Consider the following 17,074-nt stretch of genomic DNA (forward strand, 5'->3'; position numbering starts at 1 on the left):
ATTAGTTAAACTAACGTTCATCTAAGGGGTCCGTGCGGTTAACCCCGGGCTGACATCCTGCAGGAGCGGCGTGGCCGTACCGCCCCCGCATTTTTTCGCAGAAACCACCGCTTTCGAGAGGACGCTTCAGTGCGCAAGGTTTTCCAGGCCGAACTTCACCAGATCGGTGAAGAACTGACCCAGATATCGCAGCTTGTGACGGAGGCGATGCAGAAAGCCACGCTTGCCTTCGAGGGCGCCGATATTGAACTGGCGCAGGATGTCATTGCCGCCGACGCACGCATCGATTTCCTGCAGAACGACCTGGACGAGCGGGCCATCGACGTCCTGGCCCTGCAGGGTCCCGTTGCCAGTGACCTGCGGATGATTGTGGGCTCGCTGCGTATGAGTGCGTCGCTGGAGCGGATGGGCGACCTTGCACGGCACGTGGCCCAGCTGGCCCGGCTGCGTTACCCGGCCAACGTGGTGCCGGAGACGATGGTGGAAACGTTCCGGGAAATGGCCCGGCTGGACATCCGCATTTCCGAACGGCTCACCGATTTGCTGGAAACCCGCAACTTGGAACTGAGCAAGGACATCTACGCCGCCAACACGCGGATCAACGAGCTGCATGCAGGGGTCTTCAAGGCCATCGCCTCCGCCGACTGGAATGTACCCGCGGTCAGCACGGTGGACCTCACCCTGGCCAGCCGCTACTTTGAACGGTTTGCCGACCACGGCGTCTCGGTGACCCGCAAGGTCAACTACCTGGTGACGGGAGAATGGCAGCCGCTGTCCGAAAGCGGCGTCTAGCACCGGCATCAAGCTCCGGACACAGCAAGGGCGGCCCCGCGGGACCGCCCTTGCTGTTTGTTTGCCGGCACTGCCCGAGCGCTGCCGGGCAATACCTGCGAAAGTCCTACTTCTTTTTGCCCTGGTTGGCCACGGCCTTGATGGACTCGGCGGCGGCCTCGGGGTCGAGGTAGGTGCCGCCGGCCTTCACCGGCTTGAGGTTTTCATCCAGTTCGTACACCAGCGGGATGCCGGTGGGAATGTTCACTGCGGCAATATCGGCGTCACTGATGCCGTCCAGGTGCTTGACCAGGGCCCGCAGCGAGTTGCCGTGTGCGGCGATCATCACGGTCTTGCCCGTGCGGATGTCCTTGGAGATGTCCGACTCCCAGTACGGAAGGAAGCGGTCCAGCACGTCCTTGAGGCACTCGGTGCGGGGCAGCACGTCCGAACTCAGGTCCGCGTAGCGCGGATCGTGGGCCTGGGAGAATTCGCTGTCGTCCGGCAGGGGCGGCGGGGGCGTGTCGTAGGAACGGCGCCAGAGCATGAACTGCTCCTCGCCGTACTCGGCCAGGGTCTGGGCCTTGTCCTTGCCCTGCAGCGCACCGTAGTGGCGTTCGTTCAGGCGCCAGCTGCGCTTGACGTCGATCCAGATGCGGTCGGCGGTGCCAAGGGCCAGGTTGGCGGTGTTGATGGCCCGCTGGAGCCGGGACGTGTAGAGGATGTCCGGGAGGATGTTGTTCTCAACCAGCAGCTCACCGCCGCGGATGGCCTCCGCGCGGCCGAGGTCCGTCAGATCCACGTCCACCCAGCCCGTGAAGAGGTTTTTTTCATTCCATTCACTCTGCCCGTGGCGCAGAAGGATCAGTTTGTAGGTCATATAAGCCATGGTATCGGAGAGCACACCTGTCAGGGAGGGCGGCACCTGCACGGACCCCACGCTGCCCCGAGGATTCCAAGCCGCCCCTGCCGCCCGCAACCGCGTCCAGGACGCACCCGCTGTAGGGCTAGCATTATCTGGTGCAAAAAGCCCAGAAACCCGTGGGAAATGTGACCAGGGGCACTACAAACCCCAACCGGCTCAGGCGGGTGGACCGGTGGCTTGCGGGGCCTGCCAGGTGGCGGCTGCGCCAGGCCGCGGACCCCCTGATCGTGGATCTGGGATACGGTGCCGCACCCACCACCGCCGTCGAGCTGCATGGCCGGCTCGGCCGCATCCGTGCCGACGTCGAGGTGATGGGCATCGAAATCGATCCTGCCCGCGTGCTGGCCGCCAAACCGCTGGAACGGGAGGGGCTGAGCTTCCGGCAGGGCGGGTTCGAGCTGCCCGTGGACGGACGCCGGCCGGTGATGGTCCGGGCGTTCAACGTGCTGCGCCAGTATGCGGAAGAGGACTATGCGCAGTACTGGGACATGGTGTGCTCCCGCCTGGCGCCCGGCGGCATTTTCATTGACGGCACCTGCGACGAGATAGGCCGCCGGGCCACCTGGGTGGAACTTGATGCCGGGGGGCCGGTTTCGCTGAGCATTTCGCTGCGGTTCGGCGCCTTCGAGCGGCCCTCCGACGTGGCTGAGCGCCTGCCCAAGGCACTGATCCACCGCAACGTTCCCGGTGAACGGATCCATGCTTTCCTGCAGTCAATGGACCGGGCATGGGAGGAAGCCGCACCGATGGCGTCCTACGGGAACCGGCAGCGCTGGCTCAGCATGTGCGCAGCATTGAAGGCTGGCGGCGCACCGCTGCTCACTGGTCCGTCCCGGTGGCGCCTGGGCGAAATCACTGTGGCGTGGGACGCCGTCCGGCCCGCTTAGTGCCCGGTGTTGCCCGGTGTTGCCCGGGGCCGGTTGTTTACCAGGGGCCGTAGGGTCCCTGGTTGCCTCCCCTGCCGCGGGAGCTGCCGATGGCGGGCTTCACGTCGGCCAGATACACGGAAGCGGCAATAACCGCGGCCAGCTGGAACAGCAGCAGGCTCAGGGACGGCACGGCAACCGCGATGACCCCAACGGCACTTGCTCCGCCGGTCAGGCCAAGCCAGAATCCCTTGGTGCGCTTGTAGGCCCGTTCAAAGTCTGCGGGCTTGCGCCGGACGCAGTCCAGGAACGCCCACAGCTCAATGGCGAGCGCGACGACGCCGAGCGCGAGGTAGAGGTAGTACTGGATCAGGTACATGAGGGCCACAGCGCTAGCCTACCGCGTAAGTGCCTGTTGCAGGTCGTTCCAGAGGTCCCCGGGGTTTTCGATGCCGGTGGAAAGCCGCAGCAGGCCTTCGGGAACCGTGTGCGGTTCGCCGGGCTGGCGGCGCCGCCGCTCAATCAGCGACTCGACCCCGCCCAGGGACGTGGCCGGCAGCCACAGCCGTACCGATTCGGTCACCTTCTCCGCAGCCGCCGCGCCGCCGGCGACCTCGATGCACAGCACGGACCCGAATCCGTTCATCTGTGCCTGGGCCCGGGCGTACCCCGGGTCTTCCGGCAGTCCCGGGTAGCGGACCTTCTCCACCTGCGGCGCCTCCCGCAGCCGCCGGGCCAGTTCCATGGCGGTGGCCTGCGAGCGCTCGATCCGCAGTGCCAGCGTGCGCAGCCCGCGCAGGGCCAGCCACACTTCGAACGGTCCGGCGACGGCGCCGTGCAGGGACCGGTATCGAAGCAGCTGGTCCCGGAGCCCGGGATCGGAGGTGGCCGCAGCGCCCAGGACCACGTCGGAGTGCCCGGCCAAGTACTTGGTCACGGAGTGGACCACGACGTCGGCGCCCAGCAGGAGCGGGCGGGTCACCAGAGGCGTGGCGAAGGTGTTGTCGGCAACCACCAGCACCCCGGCGTCGCGGGCCGCTGCGGCCAGCACCGGAATGTCGGCGACTTCGAGCATGGGGTTGGTGGGGCTTTCGATCCACAGCATGGCGGCGCCGTCGAGCTGCGCAATCACCTCCCGGGTGTCGGCTATGTCCACGGTCCGCACCGAGAAGCGGCCGTTCGCGGCTTCCTCGGCTGCCAGCAACAGCGAACCCTGGTAGCTGTGCCGGGGCATCACCACCACCCCGCCTGCCGGAACCAGGGACAGGGCGGCCATCACCGCAGCCAGGCCGGACCCGTAGACCAGGGCGGGCAGGGCGGCACCCTCCAGTTCGCCCAGCGCCTCTTCGAACGGGTCCCAGGTCGGGTTGGAATACCGGCCGTACCCGCGCTCGCCCGGAACGGGGCTGCCGGTGCCGAAGTAGGTGGACGAGAGCACGATGGGCGGGTTCACCGGCGCATCGTGCTCTCGCACCGGCCGGCCGGCCGAGACAACGAGGGTATCGGGGGAAACAGCTGGTCCGTGCGGGGAGGAGGGGCTCATAGGGATCAGCCTAGTCCGGCGGAGCGTCCCCTCCGCCTACCGGATGCGGTGCGAAAGTGCTGCATGGGCTCCCAGCCGGACTAGGTAGGCTAGGCGGGTGAGCAATTCTAATCTCCCCGAAACCCGCGGCCTGTTCATTGCCATGGAGGGCGGAGACGGCGCCGGGAAGTCCACGCAGGCGCAGCGGCTGACCGAGGCCCTGGAACGCGCCGGGCACTCTGTCCTGCGTACCCGCGAACCCGGCGGCACCCCGGTGGGCGAGGCGTTGCGCACACTGGTCCTGGAGCACGGCAACGGAGAAATCGACGCCCGCACCGAAGCGCTCATCTTCGCCGCCTCCCGGGCCGCCCATGTGCAGCAGGTGATTGCCCCCGCGCTGGCCGCCGGAACCGTGGTGGTGTGCGACCGGTACATTGACAGCTCGGTGGCCTACCAGGGCGCCGGCCGGGGGCTGGGCACCGACACCGTGCGCAGCCTGAACAACTGGGCCACCGGCGGGCTGGAACCGGACCTGACCGTCCTGCTCGACGTCGAACCCGAACGCGGGCGGGACCGGCGGACGGCGGGGCAGGGCACCGAAGACCGGCTCGAGTCCGAGCCGGACGCCTTCCACCTGCAGATCCGCCGCGCCTTCCTGGAAACCGCGCAGGCCGAGCCGGGCCGGTACCTGGTGCTCGACGCCGGCCGCCCCAGGGACGAACTGGCCGAGGCCATACTCCGCCGTGTGGAAAAGCTGCTGCCGTGAGTGTGTGGGATGACCTGCAGGGGCAGGACCCGGTGGTGGAGCAGCTGCGCCGAGGCGCCGCCGAACCCCGCCCGAACCACGCCTGGCTGTTCACCGGCCCGCCCGGTTCCGGCCGCTCCAATGCCGCCCGCGCCTTCGCCGCCGCCCTGGTCTGTGAGCAGGAAGACCTTTCCCTGCGCGGATGCGGAAAGTGCAAGGCATGCGTGACCGTACTGGCCGGGTCCCATGCCGACGTCACGTCCGTGACCACGGAGAAAGTCACCATCAGCATTGACGAGGCGCGTGACCTGGTGCGCAAGGCCCAGGACAAGCCGTCCACCGGCCGCTGGCGGGTCATCATCGTGGAAGACGCGGACCGGATGCAGGAACGCAGCACCAACGTGCTGCTCAAAGCCATCGAGGAGCCGCCGCCGCGCACCATCTGGCTGCTGTGCGCCCCCAGCCCCGGAGATGTCCTGGTAACCATCCGCTCCCGGTGCCGCCCGGTAGGCCTGCGGCTGCCCCCGGTGGAAGATGTCGCGCAGCTGCTGATCCGCCGCGACGGGATCGCCCCGGAGGTCGCCATGAACGCCGCCCGCGCCGCGCAGAGCCATGTCGGTGTGGCCAAGCGCCTGGCCACGGACGAAGGTGCCCGCAGCCGCCGGGAGAGCATTGTGCGGCTGCCGCTGTCGCTGCGGAATGTCTCCGGAGCCATGAAGGCGGCCGCTGACCTGGTGTCCCTGGCCGAGGCGGAAGCCGCCAGTTCCTTCGAAGAACGTGACGCTGCAGAGAAGCAGGCCCTGCTTGCCTCCCTGGGCGCACCCGAGGGCGGGACCCTGCCGCCGTCGCTGCGCAGCCAGGTGAAGCGGCTGGAAGAGGACCAGGTGCGCCGCGCGAAACGGTCCAAGAACGACTACTTCGACCGGGCGCTGACGGACCTGCTGTCCTTCTACCGCGATGTGCTGATGATCCAGATCGGCAGCCGCGGACCGCTGGTGAACGAGGCGATGCGCCGCGAGCTGGACGAGTTCGCCGCCTACGGGTCCCCGGAGCAGACCCTGATGCGGATGGAAGAGATCAACACCGTCCGCCGCCGCCTGGTGACCACCAATGTGGCGCCGCTGCTGGCCATCGAGGCGATGACCGTGAGCCTGCTGTAATGTCCACAGCAGGACCTTCCCGCCCTCTTCCGCCAGCCTTCGGACGCCGCAGGCCGAGCCGCACCAGGAGTAAGAAATGACTACCGCCACTGCCCGCCGCCGCTTTCCGCGGATGGCCGCCGCGGCCGTCTCGGCGCTGCTGCTGGCTGCTGCCACCGCCTGCACTCCCGGAGACGGGACGGACCCCGGGGCGGCGGAGCCCGGGCCCGCGGAATCGGCGACGACGGCGTCAGCGGACATCATCGGCGATGTGCCCGAAGAGCTGCAGGAGTTCTACAGCCAGGAAGTGGCCTGGGAGGAGTGCGAAGGGGACTTCCGCTGCGCAACCGTCACGGTGCCAATGGACTATGAAGATCCCGGTGCCGGCACGTTGGAGCTGTCCACCATCATGGCCAGCGCCGACGGGGAGGCCGAGGGCACCATTCTCATCAACCCGGGTGGTCCCGGCGGTTCCGGATACGACTTTGTCCGCCAGTCCCTGGACCAGGTGGCCAGCGACCGGCTGCGGGAGAACTACAACGTGCTGGGCTTCGACCCCCGCGGCGTTGGCCGCTCCTCGCCCGTGAAGTGCCTGGATGATGAGGAAATGGACGCGGCACGCGCCGAGTACGTCGACCCCGGCACCCCGGAGGGACTGGAAGAGGCACGGCTGAGTGCCAAGGCCTTGGCGGATGCCTGCGCTGCCGAAACCGGCGATCTGCTCGGCTTTGTGGACACCGCCAGCGCCGCCCGCGACATGGACGTGCTGCGCGCCGTCGTCGGCGATCAAAAGCTGAACTATCTGGGGTTCTCCTACGGCACCTTCCTCGGCGCCACCTACGCCGAGTTGTTCCCCGGGAACGTGGGCCGGCTGGTGCTCGACGGCGCCCTGGACCCGTCCTCCAGCAACGAGGAAGTGACCCTGGGCCAGGCGGCCGCGTTCGAGAAGGCCATCCGCGCGTATGTTCAGGACTGCCTGACCGGCCGGAACTGTCCGCTTGAAGGCACCCCCGACCAGGCGGTCCAGACCATCCAGGAGCTGCTGGCCTCGGTTGAAGCCAGCCCGATGACGGCGGCGGACGGCCGCGTAGTCACCGTCTCCACATTCGTCAGCGGCTTCATCCTTCCCCTCTACGACGACGCCAACTGGCCGGTGCTGTCCCAGGCACTGGAGGGTGCACTCAAGGACGGCGATCCCACCATGATGCTCCGGCTTGCGGACATCAGCGCAGACCGGGACGAGGACGGGCACTACAAGTCCAACAGCACCGTGGCCTTCAGCGCAGTCAACTGCCTGGACTACCCCATGGTCAGCGACGACGCGCAGATGGCCGCGGACGCCCGGGACCTTGAGGCCGCCTCCCCCACCATTGGCAAGTACCTTGCCTACGGCGGCATCACCTGCGAGGTGTGGCCGCATGCACCGGTCAACGAGCCGCATCCGATCAAGGCCGCCGGTGCCGCGGACCTCCTGGTGATCGGCACCACCGGCGACCCGGCCACCCCGTACGAATGGGCGCAGGCACTGGCTGCGCAGATGGACTCCGCCGTGCTGGTGACCTGGGAAGGTGAAGGCCACACGGCTTACGGGCGGGGCAGCCAGTGCGTGGAAGACGTGGTGGATGACTACTTTGTGGACGGCACGGTGCCCGAGGAGGACCTGGTTTGCAGCTGATCCCGTGCCCGGGTTCCGGAGCGCGGCAGGCAGCCATTTTGACCCGCACCGAAGGTGCGTATAAAGTAGTTCCTTGTGGATTCTGCCCGGCAACGGACAGCTGAAGCCCGCCTCCTTAGCTCAGTTGGTAGAGCGTCTCACTCGTAATGAGAAGGTCGCCAGTTCGATTCTGGCAGGAGGCTCCACTAAGCCCCCGGCACCTGTTGGTGCCGGGGGCTTTTGCGTGCCTGCATAAAACCCGCAGCGGAACAAGCAGTCCGCCGCCTATCCGCGGGGCGGGCGCATGATCGGTTCCGACGCCGAACCATTTCGCTCCCGGGGCTGCCGTCGGCCCCCGTGACTGTTCCTCGCCGAAGGGGCAGCGCTTTACAGTTTCTGCCCGGGGGTAACAAGCGAAATCACCCATTTGGCGAGAGGTCCCTCCCATGAAAACCCGAAAACTGTTCCTCGTTCCGGCGGCCGTGCTCGGCGCCCTTGTTGTCGCTGCCGGCCCTGCGGCCGCCGAAGACGGCACCTGGCAGGCGGAACTGGCGCCGGCCAACAACAGCGGCACCAGCGGCAGCGTGATGGTCGAGGTCCACGGCAGCGAGGCCACGGTGCACATGTCCGTCACCGGCGCCGCCGAAACCTGGCGCGGCGCACCCTTCCCGCACACCCAGCACATCCATGTCGGCGGGCAGGGCGTGTGTGCCGGTCCGGAATCGGATTCCGACGGCGACGGCGTCGTCAGCTCGCCCGAAGGCGCTCCCCTGACCGGGCACATCAGCACGTCCCTGACCATCTCCGGAGACACCAGCCCGGCGTCCGCCGTCGCCGTCGACCGGTTCCCGGGCGGCGGAAGTTACAGCTACGAGCGGACCGTCATGCTGGATCCGGAAACCATGGCAGCCCTGCAGGCCGGAACCGCGGCCGTGGAAATGCACGGCGTGGATCCGGCGCTCCTGCCGGCAGCGGCACAGCAGAAAACCAGTCCGGAAGATCCTTCGCTTCCGCTGGCGGCAACCCTGCCGGCAGCCTGCGGCGTGCTGATGCCCTCCCAGCTGGACGGTATGCCGCGCGGCGGAGCGGCCGCCGGGGTGGAGGTGGATACGGCGGCCCAAGGTGCCGCTGCATACACCGCGCCGGGCGCCGGGGCGGCGTTGGGCGCGGCCGGCCTGGCCGCTGCCCTGGCTGCCGGGGCGGCAGGTGCGGCTGCTGCCGGCAAGCGGCGCGCGGCACGGCGCAACTGAGCCCGCTCCCGCAGTCCCTTGCGGAAACACTGTGCATAAATTGGGCCGCCCTTGTGCCGGGCTTGACCGTTTCCTGCCGGAAGGGGGCCTAGCCTCACAGGGAGGATAACAACCGGCGGCCCATCGCCGGAGGAAAGAGGGAATTCGCATGGACACAGCAATGAGCGGCCACACCATCCGCCGCTACACGCGCGTCCAGCGGGATGCCTTCGTAGGACCGGTATGCACCGAGTGCAACCGCCGCATGGTGCCCAGGTGGATCGAGGACCGGGGCCGTTGGATCATCAACGGGTTCCAGTACCCCGGTGTCCGCTGCAGCAACCATGAGCGCCGTGTCCTGCCCGAATACTTCGGACTCCCGCAGCAGGACCCGACCGCGGGCCTGACGGCGAGGAGCGAGTCCGCAGGGTCTGCCCGGCGTTCCAAAGCCGGCAGCCGGTTCCTGGGGCTGGGCACCAAACGCGCAGCGCGCGGCGTCGCCTAGCCTCCGGACCCTTGATATGCCCGGCCGTCCCCGGGCAACTGACCAGGAGCCCCCGCTGTTTTCCCCAAGAAACGGTGGGGGTTTCTGCTGTCCAAAGGGGGCCGGCAGCGAAGGCCGGTCAGTCAGCAGGTGCCGGGGGAATCCGCCCGGCCAGCAGGGCCTTGATCCGCTCTTCGGCGCCCGGAAGGGTTTCGGTGGCGGCCACGTTGGCTTCTTCCACCGCACGCACAACCTCGTTGCGCTGGATCTTCACGCCGCGGGGGGCATCGATGCCGATGCGCACGCCGTCGCCGCGTGAGTCCAGAACGGTAATAACAATGTCATCCCCGATCAGGATCTGCTCTCCGGACCTGCGTGTTAGCACCAGCATCCGCTCACTCTACCGCAATCGGGGGCGCTGCCGCCGAAGCGCGGGACGGCAGGTTCTCCGGGCTTCGCGGCCCGGCCCTGCGGCGAGGCCCGGCGGCGGGCTAGAGGACCGGCGTGGGCGACGGCCCGCCGTCGAGCCAGCCGATAGGCAGGCCCAGCGAGTTGACGGACTGGGGAGTCCCGGTGGTGTCGATGCCCTCGACGGCGGCGGCGTCCACCACCACCGCGGAGCGCACCGCGCCCACCCAGGCGGCGGTGTCTTCGGGCTTGCGGCCGGCGTCCACGGCCACCCAAACCTGGTCAGCGGCGAGAGCTGAAATCAGCGTGGAGTGCCGGCCCATCTCGGTTCCGGAGCGACCCAGCCCGTAGGCGAGGAAAATGGCGTGCCCGGCCATGACACCGGCGGCCCGCGCCGTGGCTACCGCCCGGCGGTCCGCCGCCCGGCCCACCCCGTCCGTCTCCAGCACACCGGCTACCCGGACCGCAGCCGCTCCGCTGCCGGCCAGATCCGCCATTGACCGGCAGACCTCCAGGGCTTCATCGCCCAGGCCGACCACCATGACCAGGTCACCGGCGCCGCCGAGCGGCGCCGGGGGCAGTGAGGTGCGCTGGACCGGTTCCAGCGCCATGCCCGGCTGCTGGTTCCCCTGGAGCTGGCCGGCCTGCAGGTGGTTCAGCTGGATCCGGTTCAGGGGTACGGGAGCCGGCGGCTGGGCCGGGGCGAATGCGGCAGGTGCCTGCACCGGGGCCCCGGTGCTGGCGGCAAGGGTGTCCATCAGCTCGGCGAAGGCATGCGATCCGGTGGAAACGGACGGAGCAGCGGGTGCGGCCGGGTGCAGGGTGGATTCGGCCCGGTCCGCTTCTTCGAGCAGCGCCGAAATGCCGGCGCGTTCCGACAACGCACGGCTGGGCAGGTCCGGCTCGACGGCGGCGCGGCGCCTGCCGCTGGGCGGCAGCTCCACCGTCACCTCATAGTGCTGGCGGGAGAGGAACCCGCCGATCCCGCCCACTGTGACCTTCTCGGCGGCGATAATCCTCGCCCGCGGCCCATGCTCGGCAAACACCTGGGCTTTCAGGGCGTCAAGCGACGTCCCTTCAAGCTGAAATCGTCTCGGTTCCACGCACCACCCCTACAGTCTCGATACTGACATTACCCGCTGTCGCTTCCTGGTAGGACAGTACCGGCAGTCCGCCCGCCTGCGCCGACACCAGCCGGCGAATAGCGGGGCGGAGTGCCGGGGCGCAGACCAGCACCGCATTGAAGCCGGCATTTTCGGCTCCGGCGACGGCGTTCCGCAGCGAGGCCAGCACGGTTTCGATCCGGGCGGGGTCGAGCAGGATCTGGCTGCCCTGGTCCGAGGGACGCAGCGCTTCGAGCATGGACTGTTCCAGAGACGGGTCAATCATGATGACCCGCAGGACGTTGTCGGCAACATACTGGGCGGCCAGGGCCGGACCCAGTGCCGTGCGGGCCGTTTCGATCAGGCCCTCCGGGTCCGAAGAGACCTTCGCGCGCAGCAGCAGGGACTCATAGATCCGGGGCAGGTCATTGATGGGGATCTGCTCGGCCAGCAGGCCTTGGAGCACCCGCTGCACTTCCGCCAGGGACAGCACCCCGGGCACCAGTTCATCCACGGCCGAGGGGTTCACCTGTTTCACCCCTTCGGTCAGCACCCGCACGTCCTCGCGGGTCAGCAGCCGGGCAGCGTTGGCGGTGATCACCGCGGAGAGGTGCGTCACAAGCACGGATACCCGGTCGATAACAGTGGCACCGGCCATTTCCGCGGCATGCTGCATTTCCGCGGGAACCCACTTTCCGGCCAGCCCGAACACGGGTTCCACGGTGGCGGTGCCGGGCAGCCCGTCCAGGTAGTCACCCAAGGCCAGGATCTTGCCGGAGGGCGCCTCCCCGCGGCCTGCTTCCACTCCGGCAATCCGGATGACGTAGGTGGACAGCGGCAGGTCCACGCTGTCGCGGGTGCGGACCGGCGGCACCACAATGCCCAGGTCCATGGCGATCTTGCGGCGCAGCGCCCGGACCCGGGCCAGCAGGTCATCGGAGCCGCCGGTGACAATGTCCACCAGGTCCGGAGCGAGCATGATCTCCAGGGCGTGCACCCGCATCTGCTCAATCAGGTCTTCGGTGGTCTCCGAGGCGGCCGGTGCATCCAGGGCGGCCTGGGTGCTGGCCTTCTCCGCCTCCGCCGCCGCTTCCCGTTTCTTGATCCGCTGCGACGCGAAGATCAGCAGCGCGCCGATGACAATAAACGGCATCTTGGGCATGCCCGGGATCAGGGCCATCACAATGGCCGCTCCGCCGGCGACCATCAGGGCGTTCCGGGACTGGCTCAGCTGCGCCCCCGCGGTGCTGCCCATATCGGCTTCGGCATTGGAGCGGGTCACGATCATGCCGGTGGAGACGGCCATCAGCAGGGCGGGGATCTGGGTGACCAGCCCGTCGCCGATGGTCAGCAGGCTGTAGGTGTTGACGGCTTCGCCAACGGACATACTGCGCTGGAGCATCCCGATGGCGATGCCGCCGATGATGTTAATGATGATGATGATGAGGCCGGCAATGGCGTCGCCCTTGACGAACTTGGAGGCACCGTCCATGGCGCCGTAGAAGTCGGCTTCGGCGGACACCTCGGCACGGCGTTCCCGTGCCTGTGTGTCGGTGATCAGGCCGGCATTCAGGTCCGCGTCAATGGCCATCTGCTTGCCGGGCATGGCATCGAGGGTGAACCGCGCCCCCACTTCGGCCACGCGCTCGGCGCCCTTGGTGACCACCACGAACTGGATGACCACCAGGATCAGGAAGATCACCGCGCCGATGATCAAGGACCCGTTCACTGCCACGTGCCCGAAGGCTTCAATGACCTGCCCGGCATATCCCTCGCCCAGCACCAGGCGCGTGGAGGCCACGTTCAGTCCCAGCCGGAACAGCGTGGCAACCAGCAGCAGGGACGGGAACACCGAGAAGTCCAGCGGCTTGCGCACGAACATGGTGGTCAGCAGGATCACCAGGGCCAGCAGGATGTTGATGATGATCAGCACGTCCAGCAGCGCCGCGGGGATGGGGACCACCAGCAGCAGGATGATACCGATGACGCCTACGGGGACGGCGAGTTTCAAGAGGTTGCGGTTGCGTTTCACTGCGCGGCCTTACGGTGTTGTGGGGTGGTCACGGGTAGGGGCGGCACGGCCGCCATGGTGTGCATTCCGGCAGCGGATCCGCGCCGCTTCAGGGACATAACGAAGGCCAGCACGCGGGCGACGGCGTTGTAGAGTTCCGCCGGAATTTCGGCGTTCAGTTCGCACGCGCTGTGCAGGGCACGCGCCAGCGGAATGTCGGAGACCATGGGGACGCCCTTTTTTTCGGCTTCCTCACGGATCCGGGCGGCAATCACGCCGGCGCCCTTGGCCACGACCCGGGGCGCGGATTTGCCCGGCTCGTATTTCAGGGCCACGGCCACGTGCGTGGGGTTCACCAGGACGACGTCGGCGTCCCCCACGGCAGCCATCATGCGGTTCCTGCTCATGGCCAGCTGCCGGGAACGGCGCTGGGACTTGACCAGCGGGTCACCTTCGCTGTTCTTGTTCTCGTCCTTGACTTCCTTCTTGGTCATGCGGGTGCGTTTCCGGTTGCGCTTCATCACCACGAAGATGTCCGCCGCGGCGAGGATCAGGCCCGCGGCCACCGCCGCCTGCAGCAGCAGGGCGGTGCCGCCGCCGGCTGCTTCCAGGACGGCGGACACGGGCAGCCCGCCGGCCGACATCAGCACCGGCATCATCTGCTGGATTACCGCATACAGGACCAGGCCCACCACTGCTGTTTTCGCAAGCGACTTCACGCCGTTCCAGAGCGCCTGGGTGCCGAAAACGCGTTTGACCCCGGCAAGCACATTGAACTGTTCGAATTTGCCCTTGAACTTCTTGATATGGATGCCGCCCTGCATGGCGGCGGTGAGCAGTACCGCCCCGGCCACTACCCCCAGCAACGGGCCGAGGATATAGGCCATGCTGCCGAGCCCGTCATTCATCAGGGTCACGGCCACCTGGGGATCCGGGTTCGCGATGATGGTGGAGACGCCGGCCAGCACCTCCCCGGCTGCCTCGGAGCCGCGGGAAATGGTGAACGGCATCATCAGGGCCGCCATGCCTACCCCCACCCATGCGGTGAGGTCTTCGGATTTGGAGAGCTGGCCCTTGGACCGGACTTCCTTCATCCGTTTCTCGGTGGCCTGTTCGGTCCGTTCGCCTGTGGGCTGTTCCGGCATTTATCCCACCCCCGTCACGGCACGCACAATGGTGGACACCAGTGAGGAAACAATGCGCGGCAGGGCCAGGAAAACCATCGAGGCCAGGGTCAGCGTCAGCAGGATCTTCAGCGGGAAGCCCAGGGCGAACGCGTTCAGCGCCGGGGCCACGCGGGTGAGCAGGCCAAGCCCGGCGTCGGCCAGGAACAGCACCACCAGCAGCGGTCCGGCGATCTGCACCGAGGCAAGGAACATCTGGGACACGGATGTGGCCAGGGCAGAGACCGGCTCGGCCAGGTCCACTCCCCCGGCCAGCGGCAGGGCGGTGAAACTGCGCAGCAGCCCGCCGATGATCAGCTGGTAGCCGTCAGAGGCGAACAGCAGCGCCAGGGCGGTGATCTGGAAAATGCGGGTGAATTGGGCACCGTTGACCATGGATTGCGGGTCAAAGGCCTGGGCCAGCTGGAAACCGCCGAAGGTGTCGATCAGGTTGCCGGCGGACTGCACGGCGGAAAACACGACCATGACCAGGAAGCCCAGCAGCGCCCCCACCAGCAGTTCCAGCACCAGCGCCATGAAAAACGCTCCGGTGTCCAGCGCGCTGTACCCCTGGCTGAGCTGCGGGGCCACGGCCAAGGCCAGGCCCAGGCCGATCATGGCCTTCACGCGTGCGGGGAAGGCGTTGTAGGAAAACGGCGGAGCGATGACCAGGAAGGCCACCATCCGGACCGAGGCCAGCAGGAACGCCTCGATCCAGTCCTGGTCAAGGGGAATGTTCATCTAGCCGCCGCCGAGAAGGGACGGAATCCTTGAAAACATTTCGTGCGTGAAGGCCACTATTTCGGAGATCATCCAGTGTCCACAGACCAGCAGGGCTATGGCCACGGCAATGGCCTTGGGCACGAAGGAAAGCGTCACTTCCTGGATCTGGGTAATGGACTGCAGCAGCGAAATCGCGAAACCGACCACCAGCGCCGTGATCAGCACCGGTGCGGACAGCTTGGCCGCCACCCAGAGGCCCTGCATGGCGATGTCCAGGACGGCATTTGTATCCACTAGGTGCCGCCCTGGTAACTGTTGATCAGGGAGGTAATGATCAGGCCCCAGCCGTCCACGAGGATGAACAGCAGGATCTTGAACGGCAGGGAAATCATCACCGGGGGAAGCATCATCATGCCCATGGACATCAGCGCGGCGGAGACCACCAGGTCAATGACCAGGAACGGCACGAAGATCACGAAACCGATGATGAACGCAGCCCGCAGTTCCGAGATCATAAACGCCGGAATCAGGGTGGTCAGCGGCACGGATTCGGGACTCTCGGGGTTTTCCTGCCCCGCGGCACGGGTCATCAGGGCAATGTCCTCTTCGCGCGTATGCGCGAGCATGAACTGCTGCAGCGGCCCGGAACCGGTGTCTATGGCGGTGTCGAAGTTGATGGAGCCGTCCATATAGGGCTGGACGGCAATCGTGTTGATCTCGCTGATGACCGGGGCCATGATGAACAGCGACAGGAACAGGGCCAGCCCGGCGAGCACCTGGTTGGGCGGGATTGACGGCAGTGACAGGGCGTTGCGCGTCATCGCCAGCACCACGAAGATCTTGGTGAAGGACGTAAGCATCAGCAGCAGCGACGGTGCCACGGAGAGCAGCGTGATGCCGATCAGCGTGGTCACGGCCGTGGAGGGCGCGCCGTCCTGGCCGTTGATGTCGATGCTCAGCCCGCCGCCGTCGTCGGGCTCGGCGGGAGCCCCCGGAGCCGTGGGCGCCACGGGCGGCACCGGGTCAAAGGTGGTCGCGTGGCCGGCGGCAGCGCTGAGCAGCAGCAGGGCAGCCACGGCCAAAAGGAGTGCGGCGGCCAGGCCCAGGGCATTGCGGGTGCGTCGCACGGCGACGGCGGTGCTCACCCTTTTCGCCCCTGGCGCAGGAAGTTTCCGGTCTGGCGCCAGGTCTCCGGCGACAGAATGGAACCGCCCAGGACGGACTTGGCCGGCACCGGTTCGGCCAGGGGCAGGGCGCGGGCTGCGCGGTGCGCGCGCCGGGTGGGCGCCGCAGCGGCGTCCGCGGTGCCGTCCCCTGCGGCCTGCAGGGAAGCTGCAAACTCGGCGTCCGGCGCGGCGTCCGCTATTTCCGGTTCAGGCGGAAGGTCCGAAGTGTGCAGCACATTGACCGCACCTTCGGTGACTCCCAGGAGGAAACGCTGCCCGCCGGTTTCCACCACAACCACGGAGGCCTTGGGAGTTATGGGCTGCCGGCTGACCACCCGGATCGGGACCTGCTCGCCGCGGTCAGTGCCGGCGACCTTGCTGAAACGCCGCTGCAGCCACCACAGCAGGCCCAGCACGGCGCCGAGCGAAACCAGGACACGCAGTCCCAGAAACAGGGTGTCCACTAATTAAGCCCCTCAACCACGTCCAGGATCTTGGTGATGCGCACGGCGTAGTCCTGGTCGATAACCACCACTTCACCGTTGGCAATGAGCCGTCCGTTGAGCAGGATGTCAGCGGGCGCTCCCGCGGAACGGTCCAGTTCCACCACGCGGCCGGGTTCGAGGTTCAGCACGTCGCGGACGGACATGCGCGTGTGTCCGATCTCCACGGTCAGCGCCATCTCAATGTTGTTGATGCGGCCCATTTTGCCGACGATCGAATCGTCCGCGGAACCGCCGTGCACAGACGGGGTGTCCCGCAGCCTGATGGCAAACCAGCCGGCCGGGCCTTCAGCGGAACGGAGCTCGAACACCACGCTGGCGGGATCGGCGAACAGTGCGGACGCGTCTTCGGTGCGGGCCTCGCCCAGGACGCCGACGCCGAGGGTGGCGCTGGCGGCTTCGAGCGACGGGCGCAGGACGTCTGCGGCGGATACCAGCGGCGAGTCGGTGCCGGCGATGGCGGACAGCGGCGATGAGCTCGCCAGGACCACTGCCAGGTCGGCGGATTCGGCGCCCACGAAGGAGGCGGTGACCGCGGCAGCGGTTTCCGACGCCGGCACCCCCGCACCGTTGTGGGCAATAGGTTCCAGGACAAGCGGGGTGGGCAGGCCGCGCACCAGGGCGGAAACGGCGTCCGCGTGCAGGCTGTGGGGGCTGGTCAT

At 67.6% G+C, this 17,074-nt stretch carries 19 protein-coding genes and 1 tRNA gene; 8 read left to right on the top strand and 12 right to left on the bottom strand.

Annotated elements, in window-relative coordinates; all coding sequences use genetic code 11:
- Positions 1-129 precede the first annotated feature (129 nt).
- On the top strand, positions 130-792 hold the full coding sequence (gene phoU / locus LJ754_RS13965) for a phosphate signaling complex protein PhoU (protein WP_227927045.1): 663 nt from the start codon (positions 130-132) through the stop codon (positions 790-792).
- A 106-nt stretch (positions 793-898) separates the two neighbouring features.
- Here the strand turns inward: phoU and LJ754_RS13970 are convergent, their stop codons facing one another.
- A complete protein-coding gene (locus LJ754_RS13970) occupies positions 899-1,651 on the bottom strand; it encodes a phosphoglyceromutase (protein ID WP_227913321.1) in 753 nt (250 codons plus the stop codon).
- A gap of 161 nt (positions 1,652-1,812) precedes the next feature.
- Between LJ754_RS13970 and LJ754_RS13975 the strand changes: the two genes are divergently transcribed.
- The gene (locus tag LJ754_RS13975) at positions 1,813-2,583 is read left to right on the top strand and encodes a class I SAM-dependent methyltransferase (RefSeq protein WP_227927237.1); all 771 of its coding nucleotides are present in this window, start codon (positions 1,813-1,815) and stop codon (positions 2,581-2,583) included.
- A gap of 37 nt (positions 2,584-2,620) precedes the next feature.
- Here LJ754_RS13975 and LJ754_RS13980 read toward each other — a convergent pair whose 3' ends face one another.
- Positions 2,621-2,941, bottom strand: a complete 321-nt coding sequence (locus tag LJ754_RS13980) for a DUF2516 family protein (protein ID WP_227927238.1) — start codon at positions 2,939-2,941, stop codon at positions 2,621-2,623.
- Between the two features lie 18 nt (positions 2,942-2,959).
- The gene (locus tag LJ754_RS13985) at positions 2,960-4,105 is read right to left on the bottom strand and encodes a trans-sulfuration enzyme family protein (protein ID WP_227927046.1); all 1,146 of its coding nucleotides are present in this window, start codon (positions 4,103-4,105) and stop codon (positions 2,960-2,962) included.
- Between the two features lie 97 nt (positions 4,106-4,202).
- On the opposite strand from LJ754_RS13985, the gene tmk reads away from it, so the two are divergent.
- The 6 genes from tmk to LJ754_RS14015 all read left to right on the top strand — a co-directional run bounded on the left by tmk (position 4,203) and on the right by LJ754_RS14015 (position 9,356).
- Entirely contained in the window at positions 4,203-4,850 is a 648-nt protein-coding gene (gene tmk, locus LJ754_RS13990; RefSeq protein ID WP_227927047.1) for a dTMP kinase, read from the top strand.
- Positions 4,847-5,989: a DNA polymerase III subunit delta' gene (locus LJ754_RS13995; protein WP_227913318.1), complete on the top strand. Its 1,143-nt coding sequence runs from the start codon at positions 4,847-4,849 to the stop codon at positions 5,987-5,989. The genes tmk and LJ754_RS13995 overlap by 4 nt, the downstream gene beginning before the upstream one ends.
- Positions 5,990-6,065: 76 nt before the next feature.
- A complete protein-coding gene (locus tag LJ754_RS14000) occupies positions 6,066-7,643 on the top strand; it encodes an alpha/beta hydrolase (protein WP_227913317.1) in 1,578 nt (525 codons plus the stop codon).
- A 109-nt stretch (positions 7,644-7,752) separates the two neighbouring features.
- Positions 7,753-7,828 (top strand) — tRNA-Thr (locus LJ754_RS14005).
- Between the two features lie 240 nt (positions 7,829-8,068).
- The gene (locus tag LJ754_RS14010) at positions 8,069-8,872 is read left to right on the top strand and encodes a hypothetical protein (RefSeq protein WP_227927048.1); all 804 of its coding nucleotides are present in this window, start codon (positions 8,069-8,071) and stop codon (positions 8,870-8,872) included.
- A 148-nt stretch (positions 8,873-9,020) separates the two neighbouring features.
- Complete coding sequence (locus LJ754_RS14015; RefSeq protein ID WP_227913313.1) at positions 9,021-9,356, top strand: hypothetical protein; 336 nt, start codon at positions 9,021-9,023, stop codon at positions 9,354-9,356.
- Positions 9,357-9,474: 118 nt separating this feature from the next.
- Here LJ754_RS14015 and csrA read toward each other — a convergent pair whose 3' ends face one another.
- From csrA to fliN, 9 genes are all read right to left on the bottom strand, one after another.
- Positions 9,475-9,726 (bottom strand): carbon storage regulator CsrA, encoded by a 252-nt coding sequence (csrA, locus tag LJ754_RS14020; protein WP_227913311.1) that lies wholly within the window; start codon positions 9,724-9,726, stop codon positions 9,475-9,477.
- A 100-nt stretch (positions 9,727-9,826) separates the two neighbouring features.
- Positions 9,827-10,846, bottom strand: a complete 1,020-nt coding sequence (locus tag LJ754_RS14025) for a hypothetical protein (RefSeq protein WP_227927049.1) — start codon at positions 10,844-10,846, stop codon at positions 9,827-9,829.
- Complete coding sequence (locus LJ754_RS14030) at positions 10,821-12,878, bottom strand: flagellar biosynthesis protein FlhA (RefSeq protein WP_227927050.1); 2,058 nt, start codon at positions 12,876-12,878, stop codon at positions 10,821-10,823. The genes LJ754_RS14025 and LJ754_RS14030 overlap by 26 nt, the downstream gene beginning before the upstream one ends.
- The gene (locus LJ754_RS14035; RefSeq protein ID WP_227927051.1) at positions 12,875-14,002 is read right to left on the bottom strand and encodes an EscU/YscU/HrcU family type III secretion system export apparatus switch protein; all 1,128 of its coding nucleotides are present in this window, start codon (positions 14,000-14,002) and stop codon (positions 12,875-12,877) included. The genes LJ754_RS14030 and LJ754_RS14035 overlap by 4 nt, the downstream gene beginning before the upstream one ends.
- The gene (locus tag LJ754_RS14040) at positions 14,003-14,761 is read right to left on the bottom strand and encodes a flagellar biosynthetic protein FliR (protein ID WP_227927052.1); all 759 of its coding nucleotides are present in this window, start codon (positions 14,759-14,761) and stop codon (positions 14,003-14,005) included.
- Positions 14,762-15,037, bottom strand: coding sequence for a flagellar biosynthesis protein FliQ (gene fliQ, locus LJ754_RS14045; protein WP_227913300.1), 276 nt, complete (start codon positions 15,035-15,037; stop codon positions 14,762-14,764). It lies immediately after the preceding gene.
- Positions 15,037-15,888, bottom strand: coding sequence for a flagellar type III secretion system pore protein FliP (fliP, locus tag LJ754_RS14050; RefSeq protein ID WP_442860335.1), 852 nt, complete (start codon positions 15,886-15,888; stop codon positions 15,037-15,039). Before fliP ends, fliQ begins: the two co-directional genes overlap by 1 nt.
- Complete coding sequence (locus LJ754_RS14055; RefSeq protein WP_227927053.1) at positions 15,885-16,373, bottom strand: FliO/MopB family protein; 489 nt, start codon at positions 16,371-16,373, stop codon at positions 15,885-15,887. The genes fliP and LJ754_RS14055 overlap by 4 nt, the downstream gene beginning before the upstream one ends.
- On the bottom strand, positions 16,373-17,074 hold the full coding sequence (gene fliN / locus LJ754_RS14060; protein WP_227927054.1) for a flagellar motor switch protein FliN: 702 nt from the start codon (positions 17,072-17,074) through the stop codon (positions 16,373-16,375). Before fliN ends, LJ754_RS14055 begins: the two co-directional genes overlap by 1 nt.

The organism is Arthrobacter sp. zg-Y40 (genome assembly GCF_020731535.1).
Classification (GTDB): Bacteria; Actinomycetota; Actinomycetes; order Actinomycetales; family Micrococcaceae; genus Arthrobacter_B.